11 protein-coding genes are annotated in these 12,210 nt (G+C 65.4%); 6 read left to right on the top strand and 5 right to left on the bottom strand.

What is annotated here, in order from left to right; translation table 11 throughout:
- Positions 1 to 110 precede the first annotated feature (110 nt).
- Positions 111 to 1,274, top strand: a complete 1,164-nt coding sequence (locus ACFQB0_RS12475; protein WP_386732104.1) for a MalY/PatB family protein — start codon at positions 111 to 113, stop codon at positions 1,272 to 1,274.
- A gap of 74 nt (positions 1,275 to 1,348) precedes the next feature.
- Here the strand turns inward: ACFQB0_RS12475 and guaB are convergent, their stop codons facing one another.
- The gene (gene guaB, locus ACFQB0_RS12470; protein ID WP_386732101.1) at positions 1,349 to 2,851 is read right to left on the bottom strand and encodes an IMP dehydrogenase; all 1,503 of its coding nucleotides are present in this window, start codon (positions 2,849 to 2,851) and stop codon (positions 1,349 to 1,351) included.
- Positions 2,852 to 3,098: 247 nt separating this feature from the next.
- Here guaB and ACFQB0_RS12465 point away from each other — a divergent pair, with 247 nt between their 5' ends.
- The 4 genes from ACFQB0_RS12465 to ACFQB0_RS12450 are packed head-to-tail and all read left to right on the top strand — an operon-like array spanning position 3,099 to position 7,060.
- The gene (locus ACFQB0_RS12465; RefSeq protein WP_386732098.1) at positions 3,099 to 4,406 is read left to right on the top strand and encodes a branched-chain amino acid ABC transporter permease; all 1,308 of its coding nucleotides are present in this window, start codon (positions 3,099 to 3,101) and stop codon (positions 4,404 to 4,406) included.
- Positions 4,407 to 4,421: 15 nt separating this feature from the next.
- Entirely contained in the window at positions 4,422 to 5,402 is a 981-nt protein-coding gene (locus ACFQB0_RS12460) for a branched-chain amino acid ABC transporter permease (protein ID WP_386732809.1), read from the top strand.
- Positions 5,392 to 6,306, top strand: a complete 915-nt coding sequence (locus ACFQB0_RS12455; protein ID WP_386732095.1) for an ABC transporter ATP-binding protein — start codon at positions 5,392 to 5,394, stop codon at positions 6,304 to 6,306. The genes ACFQB0_RS12460 and ACFQB0_RS12455 overlap by 11 nt, the downstream gene beginning before the upstream one ends.
- Positions 6,293 to 7,060 (top strand): ABC transporter ATP-binding protein, encoded by a 768-nt coding sequence (locus ACFQB0_RS12450; RefSeq protein WP_386732092.1) that lies wholly within the window; start codon positions 6,293 to 6,295, stop codon positions 7,058 to 7,060. Before ACFQB0_RS12455 ends, ACFQB0_RS12450 begins: the two co-directional genes overlap by 14 nt.
- Positions 7,061 to 7,233: 173 nt before the next feature.
- On the opposite strand, the gene ACFQB0_RS12445 is transcribed toward ACFQB0_RS12450, so the two are convergent.
- The 4 genes from ACFQB0_RS12445 to groES all read right to left on the bottom strand — a co-directional run bounded on the left by ACFQB0_RS12445 (position 7,234) and on the right by groES (position 10,815).
- Entirely contained in the window at positions 7,234 to 8,532 is a 1,299-nt protein-coding gene (locus tag ACFQB0_RS12445) for an ABC transporter substrate-binding protein (RefSeq protein WP_386732089.1), read from the bottom strand.
- A 164-nt stretch (positions 8,533 to 8,696) separates the two neighbouring features.
- A complete protein-coding gene (locus ACFQB0_RS12440) occupies positions 8,697 to 9,395 on the bottom strand; it encodes a hypothetical protein (protein ID WP_386732086.1) in 699 nt (232 codons plus the stop codon).
- 90 nt (positions 9,396 to 9,485) lie between these two features.
- Positions 9,486 to 10,409, bottom strand: a complete 924-nt coding sequence (gene rarD / locus ACFQB0_RS12435; RefSeq protein ID WP_386732807.1) for an EamA family transporter RarD — start codon at positions 10,407 to 10,409, stop codon at positions 9,486 to 9,488.
- 109 nt (positions 10,410 to 10,518) lie between these two features.
- Positions 10,519 to 10,815 carry a co-chaperone GroES gene (gene groES, locus ACFQB0_RS12430; RefSeq protein ID WP_386732083.1) on the bottom strand — a complete coding sequence of 99 codons (297 nt, stop codon included), beginning with the start codon at positions 10,813 to 10,815 and terminating at the stop codon, positions 10,519 to 10,521.
- Positions 10,816 to 10,945: 130 nt separating this feature from the next.
- Between groES and ACFQB0_RS12425 the strand changes: the two genes are divergently transcribed.
- Positions 10,946 to 12,133 (top strand): class I SAM-dependent methyltransferase, encoded by a 1,188-nt coding sequence (locus ACFQB0_RS12425; RefSeq protein WP_386732080.1) that lies wholly within the window; start codon positions 10,946 to 10,948, stop codon positions 12,131 to 12,133.
- The last annotated feature ends 77 nt before the right edge of the window (positions 12,134 to 12,210 follow it).

Raw genomic sequence — 12,210 nt, 5'->3', positions numbered from 1 at the left:
AGCGTGATCATAACGCTGTCGGATGCGAATGGATGCCGGTGGAGTCTCCGGACTACAGGCAGGGAACGGAATCCGCCGCACCCGGCTCGGATCTGGGGCAAGCTGGAGACATGCCCAACGTCGATGCCGATCCCCTCGCCCAGCTCCGCAACCGCACGAGCGCGAAGTGGCGGCTGTTCCCCGACGATGTGCTGCCGCTCCCCGTCGCCGAAATGGACTATCCGCTCGCCGGGCCTATCGCCGAGGCGTTGCACGCGGCCATCCGGCGCTCCGACACCGGCTACGTCGCGGGAAGCCTGGAGGTGGCGGAGGCCTTCGCTGGCTTCGCCTCCGCACGTTTCGGCTGGGAGCTCGAGCCTTCGCGGGTCACGAGCACTGCAGACGTCAGCCTCGGGATCGTCGAGACGCTGCGGCAGGTGATCGAGCCGGGTGACGGCGTCATCATCACACCGCCGATCTACCCGCCGTTCTTCGACCTCGCCCCCGAGGCATCTGGCCGCATCGTCGAGGTGCCGCTCCTCGGCGGCATCGACGAGGGCTGGTCGCTCGACCTCGAGGGGATCGACGCCACGTTCGCCGCCGGTGCTCGCGCCATGGTCCTGTGCAACCCGCACAACCCGCTCGGCCTCGTGCATCCCCGTGCGCAGCTCGAAGAGCTCGCCGTGATCGCCGCGCGTCACGGCGTGACGATCGTGAGCGACGAGATCCACGGCGCACTCACCCGCACCGGCGTGCGCTACACGCCTTTCCTCACCGTGTCGGATGAGGCGCGCACGCACGGCGTCACCGTGACGAGTGCGAGCAAGGCGTTCAACCTGGCCGGCTTGAAGTGCGCCCTCGTCGTTACGGCGAGCGAACGAGGTGACGCCGTGCGCGCCGCGTTCCCTTACGAGGTCGAGTGGCGCACGAGCATCTTCGGCCAGATCGCTAGCATCGCGGCCTTCCGCGACGGCGACGAGTGGCTCGACGGCGTTCGCGCGAGCCTCGACAAGAACACGGAGCTCCTGGCGCAGCTGTTGACGAGGCATCTGCCTGGCACGCGGTATCGCATTCCCGACGCCACCTATCTGGCCTGGCTCGACCTGTCCTCACTCGGCTGGGGCGACAAGCCGGCCGATCGAGCGCTCGAGGCAGCTCGTGTCGCACTCTCGCCCGGAACAGACTTCGGCGCCGAGATGGGCCGGGGCCACGCGCGACTCAACTTCGCGTGCTCCCCTGAGGTGCTCGCCGAGGCGATCGCGCGGTTGGGCGATGCGGCGGAGCGAACGCCGTAACCGTCCCGGTCGGGTGCGGCATAGTGCAGGGTTCCGCGCCGACCCTCGCGTATAGCCCTCGGCGCGCGTAACCCTCAGCGCGTGTAGTTGGGCGCCTCGACGACGATCTGCACGTCGTGCGGGTGCGACTCCTTGAGCCCGGCCGGAGTGATGCGCACGAACCTGCCCTTCTCTTTGAGCTCGGGAATGGTGCGCGCACCCACATAGAACATCGACTGCCGCAGGCCGCCGATAAGTTGGTAGGCCACGGCGGAGAGCGGTCCGCGGTAGGGCACCTGACCCTCGATGCCCTCGGGGATGAGCTTGTCGTCCGAGGGGACGTCCGACTGAAAGTAGCGGTCCTTCGAGTAGGAGGTCTTCTGACCGCGCGTCTGCAGGGCGCCGAGCGATCCCATGCCCCGGTAGGCCTTGAACTGCTTGCCGTTGACGAACACGAGCTCGCCAGGGCTCTCGGCCGTTCCGGCGAGCAACGAGCCGAGCATGACCGAGCTGGCACCCGCGACGAGTGCTTTGGCGATGTCCCCGGAATACTGCAGTCCGCCGTCGGCGATGATCGGCACGCCGGCCTCGCGGGCGGCCAGGGAAGCCTCGTACACGGCGGTGATCTGGGGAACTCCGACACCGGCGACGACCCGCGTCGTGCAGATCGAGCCCGGACCGACGCCGACCTTGATCGCGTCGGCGCCCGCGTCGACGAGCGCCTGTGCCCCGGATCGCGTCGCGACGTTCCCGCCGACCACGTCGACCCCGGCGAACGCCGGATCGGCCTTGAGGCGGCGGATGATGTCGAGCACGCCCGCGCTGTCGCCGTTCGCCGTGTCGACGACGATGACGTCGACTCCCGCGTCCAGCAGGGTCGTGGCGCGCAGCCAGGCGTCGCCGAAGAAGCCGATCGCCGCGCCGACTCGCAGCCGACCCTCGTCGTCCTTCGTCGCGTTGGGATACTTCTCGGACTTGTCGAAGTCCTTGACGGTGATGAGCCCCTTGAGCTTGCCGGCGGCGTCGATGAGCGGCAGCTTCTCGATCTTGTGCTGGGCGAAGATGGCGACCGCGTCGTCCGGGTCGATCCCGACCTTGCCGGTGACGAGCGGCGCCTTGGTCATGACCTCCCGCACCAGGGTCGCGCGCTTCTCAACCTCCGAGACGAATCGCATGTCGCGATTGGTGATTATGCCGACGAGCACTCCGTCAGCGTCGACGACCGGCAAGCCGCTCACACGGTATTGACCACACAGGGCATCGACCTCGGCCACGGTGGCGTCCGGCCTGGTCGTCACAGGGTTGGTGATCATCCCCGACTCGCTCCGCTTGACGAGATCGACCTGCTCCGCCTGATCCTCGATCGAGAGGTTGCGGTGCAACACGCCCAGACCGCCTTCGCGAGCCATGGCGATGGCCATGCGCGTTTCGGTCACCGTGTCCATCGCCGCCGAGAGCAACGGCGTCGCAACAGCGATGCGGCGAGTGAGACGGGAGGTGGTGTCGGCCTCGCTCGGAATCACATCCGTATGGCCGGGGAGCAGCAGAACGTCGTCGTAGGTGAGTCCAGTGAATCCGAACGGATCTGCCTGATCCATCTCTCCCCTTTGCTTCTCAGGAAAATTCGAAGAACATGCCGGGATCTCGTGGACACGACCGACTACTCCATGTTAAGCGAGTTTGCCTTGAGGGCATTCCTCACATAACAATCGGTGAGATTAATGTCCCTGATGTCCATTCCCGAAACACATAGGACATAATCAGCACGTACCGTCTACAGAGTTGTATACGGGAGAGACCCGGAGCCGAACAGGCACGATCTGTTGGCTCCATCATGGAGGTGCAGTGAAATCCACTGATACAGCTCGCAAACGATCACCACGAATCCTGGTGCTCCTGCTCGGACTGCTGTTCGCGGCTCTGACACTACCGACGTTCGCGGCCTTGCCCGCATATGCCGACGAGGTCGACACCGACAAATACGACTTCATCCTCGCGGGCAACGTCCAACACGACGGAAAGCCGCTCGAGGGCGTGATCATCACCGTCAAGGGTCCTGACACCGATGTGGAGGTCAAGACCGACGCCGAGGGGAAATGGAAGGTCGGGGTTCCCGAGAAGGCGGAATACACGGTCACGCTCAACGAGGACACCCTGCCGACCGGGATCGTCGTCGCCCAGGGTGGGAACACCGTCAAGGCCGAGTTCGGGCTCACGAAGACGAAGTCGGTGAACTTCTTCCTCGGCGAGGGAACCCGGGTCACGGTCGGTTTCTTCGACCAGTTCCTCGACAGGGTGGTGAACGGCCTCAACTTCGGTCTGCTGCTCGCGCTGGCGGCGATCGGACTCTCGCTCATCTTCGGCACGACGGGGCTCAGCAACTTCGCGCACTCCGAGATGGTCACCTTCGGCGCCCTGATGACGCTGACCTTCGGAGTCGTCGTCGGGCTGCCGATCTGGCTCGGGATCATCATCGCGCTCGTGCTGAGCGCCGGACTGGGCTGGGCCATGGATGCCGTGATCTGGAAGCCGCTGCGCAAACGCGGCGTCGGGCTCGTGCAGCTCATGATCGTGAGCATCGGCCTCTCGCTCGCGATCCGCTACGTCTTCCAGTTCTTCTACGGCGGCTCGACCATGCAGTTGCCCGGATCCTCGACCATGGAACTGCATTTCGGGCCGATCTCGCTGAGCTGGATCGATATGGCGAGCATGGGGGTGAGCATCGTGGTGCTGCTCGCTGTCGCCTTCTTCCTACTGAAGACCCGTATCGGCAAAGCGACCCGCGCGGTGTCGGACAACTCCAGCCTCGCCGCAGCGAGCGGCATCGACGTCGACCGGGTGATCCGCATTGTATGGGTGCTCGGCGGCGCGCTCGCCGGGTTGAGCGGCATCCTCTGGGCTTATTTCCGCCCCGGCGTCAGCTGGGACATGGGCTTCCAGATCCTGTTGCTCATCTTCGCCGCGGTGACCCTCGGTGGCCTCGGAACAGCGTTCGGCGCCCTCGTCGGCTCGCTCATCGTTGGGCTCTTCGTCGAGCTCTCGACGCTCTGGATCCCCTCGGACATGAAGTACGTGGGGGCGTTGGTCGTGCTGATCCTGGTGCTGCTGCTGCGACCGCAGGGCATCCTGGGTCGCAAAGAGAGAATTGGCTAGAGGGGCGGAACGATGATCGACTGGGGAGCAATCCTTTCCAATGCGGCCGTCGAGCTGATCAGCCCGACGACAGCCGCCTACGCCCTCGCCGCTCTCGGCCTGGCGATCCACTTCGGCTATACGGGTCTGCTCAACTTCGGCCAGGCCGGCTTCATGGCCCTCGGCGCCTATGGCTACGCGATCTCGATCCTCACCTTCAACCTCCCGGTCTGGGCGGCTGTTCTTGTCGGGGTCGGCGCCTCAGTGGTCTTCGCGCTCGTCCTCGGTGTTCCGACATTGCGACTGCGAGCCGACTATCTCGCCATCGTGACGATCGCGGCCGCCGAGATCCTGCGGCTGATTTTCACCACGAACACCTTCGAACCGATCACCGGATCGGCCAACGGCCTGAGCGGGTATAAAGACGGCTTCGCCGCCCTCAACCCGATTCCCGACGGCACCTACGGCTTCGGACCGTTCACGAACAACGCCTACGACTGGTGGCTTCGTATCGTCGCCTGGACGGTCGTGGTCCTTGCCTGCCTGTTCACCTGGCTGCTCATGCGCAGCCCGTGGGGTCGGGTCATCAAAGGCATCCGTGAAGACGAGGATGCAGTGCGTTCGCTCGGCAAGAACGTGTACTCCTACAAGATGCAGAGCCTCATTCTCGGAGGCATCTTCGGCACGCTCGCCGGCATGATCTTCGTGTTGCCGCGCGCGGTCGTCCCGTCGAACTACCAGACTTCGCTGACGTTCTTCATCTACGCGATCCTGCTGCTGGGCGGAGCTGCGACGATTCTCGGCCCCATCATCGGCTCGATGATCTTCTGGGTGCTGCTGTCCTTCTTCTCCGGCTTCATCGCCCGGGCCGTCGAGGCCGGCTGGCTGCCGTTCATGACGCAGTTACAGGCCGGGCAGTTGCGCTTCATCCTCGTCGGTGTGGCGATCATGCTGATCGTCATATTCAGGCCCCAGGGCATCTTCGGGAACAAGAAGGAGCTGGCCTTTGTCAGATAACGCAGCCGCACCCTCCAGCAGACCCCTCAAGACCACAGGTCTGCACGACGGCGACGCCGCCCCCGGATGCAAGAAGATAGATCCGATTCTCGAGATCGACGGCGTGAGCCGCACTTTCGGCGGTCTCATCGCCGTCGACGTGGATCATCTCGAGATCCCCCGTGGTGCGATCACGGCGCTCATCGGCCCGAACGGTGCGGGCAAGACGACGCTGTTCAATCTGCTCACCGGCTTCGACAAGCCGGACAAGGGCAGCTGGACCTTCGACGGCAAGTCGCTCGCAGGGGTCCCCGCCTATCGCGTAGCCCGCATGGGCCAGGTGCGCACCTTCCAGCTCACGAAGGCGCTCGGCCTGCTCTCCGTCATGGACAATATGAAGCTCGGGGCGAAAGACCAGGACGGAGAGAACCTGTTCAGGGCGCTCCTGCCGTTCCTCTGGCGCAAGCAGGAGCAGGCCAACGAGAAGAAGGCGCTCGATATCCTCGAGCGCTTCATGCTCGACACCAAGAAGGACGACTACGCCGCGAGCCTCTCCGGCGGTCAGCGCAAACTGCTCGAAATGGCGCGTGCGCTCATGAGCGACCCCACCCTGGTGATGCTCGACGAGCCGATGGCCGGGGTGAATCCGGCCCTCACGCAATCGTTGCTCGACCACATCCTCAACCTGAAGGCTCAGGGGATGACGGTGCTCTTCGTCGAACACGACATGCACATGGTCCGGCATATCGCCGACTGGGTTGTCGTGATGGCGGAAGGCCGTGTCGTGGCCGAAGGCGACCCGTACACGGTCATGCAGGACCAGGCCGTGATCGACGCCTACCTCGGCAAGCACCACGACGAGGATCTCGGCGCGGACACCGAACACGTCGAAGTGCTGAAGGAGCTGCTCGATGACGAACTCTAACCCCGGCGCCGTTGCGGCACCGGCCCCCGTCAGTGAGCCGGTCGTCGAGGTCAAGAACATCACGGCCGGATACCTGCCGGGCGTGAACATCCTGAACTCCTGCTCGCTCGTAGCGGGTGATGGCGAACTCATCGGCATCATCGGCCCGAACGGCGCGGGAAAGTCCACACTGCTCAAGTCGATCTTCGGCCTCGTGAAGGTGCGCGAAGGCAGCATCGCCCTGCGCGGTGAGGAGATCACCAACCTGAAGGCCAACAAGCTCGTCGCGAAGGGCGTCGGATTCGTGCCGCAGACGAACAACGTGTTCCCGACACTGACGATTCAGGAGAACCTCGAGATGGGGTTGTTCCAGAAGCCGAAGAGCCTCGCGGAGCGACTCGAGTTCGTCACGGCGATCTTCCCCGAACTCGGCAAGCGAATGGGCCAGCGCGCGGGGTCGCTCTCGGGCGGCGAACGGCAGATGGTGGCTATGTCTCGCGCACTCATGATGGGCCCGCACGTGATGCTGCTCGACGAGCCGAGCGCCGGCCTCTCCCCTGTGCGTCAAGACGAGGCGTTCCTGCGCGTCAAGGAGATCAACCGGGCCGGGGTCACGACGATCATGGTGGAGCAGAACGCCCGCCGCTGCCTGCAGATCTGCGACCGCGGCTATGTGCTCGATCAGGGCCGTGACGCCTACACCGGCACAGGCCGCGAGCTGCTCAACGATCCCAAGGTCATCGGCCTCTACCTCGGTACGCTCGGCCAAGACTGACACACCGCGGACGGATGCGACATCCGAGGCATCCAGGGCATCCGAGGCATCAGCATGCGCGCGAACCCGACCCCGATGCTGTGCTCCTCCGGCCGCGCCGCATCCCCTGCACAACAGCCGTACAGGAGAGGGGCCCAGGCGCCTCTGCGCCGGAGCCCCTCCCCTCGAGCCACTCAGTTGATGCGCTTGTACTTGTTGTCTGCACCGTACTGGTAGATACCGATGGTCGCCTCGGTCGGGTCACCGTTCTCGTCGAAGGTGATCGGCCCCGAGTAACCGTCGTAGTCGATCTGCTTGCCTTGCTTGAGCAACTTCACACCGTCGGCGAAGTTCGTGACCTTCTCACCGTTGCCGGTGCCGCCTGACACCTGCCGCAGATACTTCGCGATGGAGGTACCCGAGGTGTCGTTGGCCGCATAGGCGGCGAGCGCGATCAGGATCACGGCGTCGTACGACTCAGCGGCGTAGCTGTAGTCGGTCAGCGCCGGGTTGATCTTGAGCAACCGGTCAGTGAAGTCGCCGAGTGTGCCCACGTCGAGCCCGGGCAGCGTGCCCTTCGATCCGGCGATGAGGCCGGGAGCGAAGTCCGCGCTGTAGTCGGACAGGTTGCCGTCGACGAAGTACAGCTTGCCGCCGGGGTAGCCGCTGCCGACGAGGGCCGGAACGACGATCTTAGCCTGGTCGAAGCTGATGATGGCGACGGCGTCTGGGTTGGCTGCCGTCACGGCGGCGATCTGAGCGTCGAAGCTCGAGTCGCCCTCGTTGAACAGCTCCTCCGCCACGACCTTGCCACCGGCTGCCTCGAACGATTTCTTCGTGGCGGCAGCGAGGCCGGTTCCATAGGCGTCGTTCAGCACGATCATTCCGAGCGAGCTGTTGCCGTCCTCCGCGATCAAATTGCCGAGCACCTCGCCCTGGAGCAGGTCTGAAGGGGCAGTGCGCCAGTAGAGGCCCTTGTCCGGATAGTTCGTGAAGTCCGGCGAGGTGTTCGCCGGTGAGAACTGTACGACACCGGCGGCGACGATCTGATCGATCACGGTCTTCGAGACACCCGACGACGCGGCGCCGACGATAGCCGAGACATCCTGCGAGAGCAGGTCGGTGACCGAGACGGTCGCCGTGTCTGTCGTGGTGTCACCGGAGTCGCGATAGATCGCCTCGACGTCGATGCCCGGGCTGGCAGCCTTGATGTCCTGGATGGCGAGCGCGACGCCGGCTTCCTCGGGCGGGCCGAGGAATGCGAGGGCACCGCTCTGCGGCAGGATCGTGCCGATCTTCATGCTGAGGCTGCGATCACCCGCTGCGATCGGATTGGCTCCACCGCTATCGGCTACGGGCGTCTCAGAACTCGAGGCCCCTCCACCGCCGGTGCTGCACCCGGTCAGCATGAGAGCACTAACGCCGATGACGGCGATTCCGCTCAAGACTGCCCTGGCTGAGCGGGAGGCCGAGGCCTTCGCGAATACGCTCATATTGCTCCTTGGGACTAGGAATGTACACCTTGGGACAGTGCAGACGACTGCCGTGCTGTCACAGTATTGGTCGGCGACGGGCGAAACAAGCGATCACGGTCACAACGTCGTAATGCACGCCAAATCGTTACATCGGCGATCCCGGCGTTCTCGAGCCACGCGTTTCAGCCCGTGACCGGCGGTTCGATCGGCCCGGACTCGCCGAGGTATCGGATGCTCTGCTCGTCGGCGATGGCTGCGGCGCAGGCCCCCCAGCCGACGCATTCGACGGTTCCGGTCGACACCGCGCCGAGACGGGACACGAGCGAGGCCCCGCCGTCGGCCCCCGCTGCGGCTGCGGCGAGGGCGAGGAGCATGACGGCGTCGTACCCTCCTGCGCCCCCGTCCATAGCCGCGAGGCCGGGGTCGGCGGTGCGCAGCCGTGCCGCGAAGGCGTCATCCGGCGTGGCCGGAGTGCCAGTCACGATGTCCCGCAACGACAGCACCGCCGTCCCGGTGGACTCGAGCGCGGCGAGCAGCTCCGCGGCAGGCGCCCCCGCTCCGTCCCACAGCACGGCGTCCGTTCCACGCCCGACGAGTTCTGCACCGAGCGCGGCGGGGTCGCCTGCGCTGTTACGGTGCAGTGCCACGACGGGGGAGCCGAGCACCCCGCCCTCCGCATTGATCTCGCGCACGGCGAGTTCGGTTCCGGCCACCTCGGCACCACCGGTCGTCGCCATGTCGAAGACCGTCGCGATGAGCAGCGAGCCGTCGCCATTGAGCGAGACGCCCGGCAGATCGATCGGCGTCGGGGCCGGCGCACGCTCTTCTGCGCATCCCGCGAGCGCCACAGAGACCGCGATCACAGCCGCGAACGCCGTCATCGAACTGCGATGGGAGAAACGGAACATAGTGCTCGACCCGCTTTCGACGGAACCAGGTCCGGTACCCGATTCCGTCAGCGTAGCCGCTGCTCAGACGAGTTCGAGGGATGCACGCCGGACGCCGCGCACGTTCATCACCATGTCGATCGTGAGGATGAGAAGGGCGAGCCAGACGAGGCCGAAGCCGAGCCAGCGTTCCGCCGGCATGGACTCGTGCAAGATCGCGACGCCAACGAGAAACTGGATGAACGGGGCGAAATACTGGATGAAGCCCATATAGACGAGGGGCAGGCGTCGGGCGGCGGCTGCGAAGAACAAGAGGGGAACGGCTGTCACCACACCGGCAGAGAGCAGTCCGACGGTGTGCCAGGGTCCGATCGTGCCGAAGGTGAGCCCGGCCGTCGCACCGACGACCGCGAGCTGGACGATCGCGACGGGGGCCAGCCACAGGGTCTCGATCGTCAGACCGGCCACGGCGTCGACCCTATGGCCGACGCGCTTCTTGATGAGGCCGTAGAACCCGAAGGAGAACGCGAGCACGAGCGCGATCCAGGGCAGCCTGCCGTAGCCGACGGCGAGCACGACGACCGCGACCATGCTGACACCGACCGCGATCCATTGCACGAGACGCAGACGCTCACGCAGGAGGAAGACGCCGAGGAACACCGTCACGATCGGGTTGATGAAGTACCCGAGCGCGGCCTCGACCACGTGCCCGCTGAGGGTGCCGTAGACGTAGGTCTGCCAGTTGATGAAGATGAGCACACCGGCGAGGCCCATTGTGAGCGCGATGCGCGGCTGCAGCAACAGGCCGATGAACGGACGCCACTTGCGAGTGGCCGTGAGGATCACGGCGCAGAAGACGAGCGAGAACAGGATGCGCCATCCGACGATCTCGAACGCGCCGCTCGGCACGAGGGCGAGGAAGTAGATGGGCAGGACGCCCCACAGCCCGTAGGCGGCGATCGCGTAGACCAACCCCATGTTGTGTGTGCGAACCGCGACAGCGTCCATCACCGTGGCTTCTGTTCGCGTGGACACCTGCGAAGTCTACGCCCGCCTGCAGAGGCAGAAAGACCCGGATGGCTCTGCCTATCCGGGTCTTTCTGGAAATCGTGCGGTGTTAGCGCACGACCACGGCGAGCACGTCGCGAGCCGAGAGCACGAGAAGATCCTCGCCACCGAACTTCACCTCGGTTCCGCCGTACTTGGAGTAGATCACCATGTCGCCGACGGCGACGTCAAGCGGAATGCGATTGCCGTTGTCGTCGATGCGGCCGAGGCCTACAGCCACGACCTCGCCCTCCTGGGGCTTCTCCTTGGCGGTGTCGGGAATGACAAGGCCGGAAGCAGTAGTCTGCTCCGCCTCGATCTGCTTAATGACAATGCGATCCTCGAGCGGCTTGATGGAGACCGACACGGTTGACCTCTTTCTTGTACGAAGACTTGGGTTAGCACACTCACACCGAGAGTGCTAAGTCGAGTTTAGGCCCTGGTTGGCACTCACGCAATGTGAGTGCCAACCAGGGGCACGGTGCTACCGTGGCGGCATGGACCGCTCCGAGCTGCTCGAGCTGCTGTCGCCCGAGGGGCTGCGGCTTCTGGACGCGCTTCCCGAATGGGACGCATCCGCCGACATCGTGCGTATCGTGAGCGATCTGCGCAAAGCCGGGCACCCGCCCGACCTCGTCGCAACCGTGCTCAGCCAGGCCAAGCTGCGCAAGAAGGCCGCCGCGAAGTTCGGCGACTTCGCCCGGGGGATGCTGTTCACCGAGGCCGGGCTCGAGCAGGCGACACGGCTTCGCGTCGCCGCACTGCACGCCGGGCGTTTCGCGAGGGCGGGGCTCGGGCATGTCGCCGACCTCGGCTGCGGCATCGGCGGCGACGCCATGGCGCTCGCCGCCTTGGATCTCGAGGTCACCGCCGTCGACGTCGACGAGGTCACCGCGACGATCGCGAGCTACAACCTCGCCCCCTTCGAACGGGCCACGGTGCTGGTCGCGCGCGCAGAGGACGTCGATCTCACGAGCGTCGACGCCGCCTATCTCGATCCGGCGAGGCGCACGACCGGGCACGAGAACACCGCGCGCATCACCCGGCCGGAGGACTACACGCCGTCTCTCGACTTCGCCCTCGGCCTGGCCGAGAGGATGCCCGTCGGCGTCAAGCTCGGTCCCGGTTTCGACCGCGACCTCATACCGGCCGATGCCGAAGCCCAGTGGGTGTCGGTCGACGGTCAGCTCGTCGAGACGGGGCTCTGGTTCGGTCCGCTGGCGCGCCAGGAGGTTCATCGTTCCGCCCTCCTGCTCGACCGCGGCGGCTCCGCAGAGCTCACAGGTGTGGGCGACAGCGACGACGTCGAAGTCGGCGAACGCGGCGACTACCTGTACGAGCCGAACGGAGCGGTCATTCGGGCGAGACTCATCGGCGACCTTGCGCGTCGCCTGAACGCGCGCATGCTGAGTGCTGGGATCGCCTACTTGACGTCTGACGAAGCGCGGGAGACGCCGTTCGCAACATGTTTCCGGGTGCTCGACACCCTCCCGTCCGATGAGCGAAAGCTGCGGGCCGCCCTGCATGTGCGAGGAATCGGGGCACTCGAGATCAAGAAGCGCGGGGTCGACGTCGATCCAGCAGCGCTGAGAACCCGTCTCAAACTCAAGGGCACGGCCTCGGCGACCATCGTGATGACCCGAGAGGCTGGGCGCCACGTGACCTTGCTCGTCGAGAGGGTCTGACGATCGACCACAGATCCGCGACCTGGAGGACTCCTGCCGCGAATCCAGACGGAGCGAGCGAAGGGCCGGGGCGCTCC

This window comes from Luethyella okanaganae, from assembly GCF_042660285.1.
In the GTDB taxonomy this organism is placed as follows: Bacteria; Actinomycetota; Actinomycetes; order Actinomycetales; family Microbacteriaceae; genus Luethyella; species Luethyella okanaganae.
Note: the sequence above shows the minus strand (reverse complement) of the source record. Positions and strands in the feature narration are given on the sequence as shown.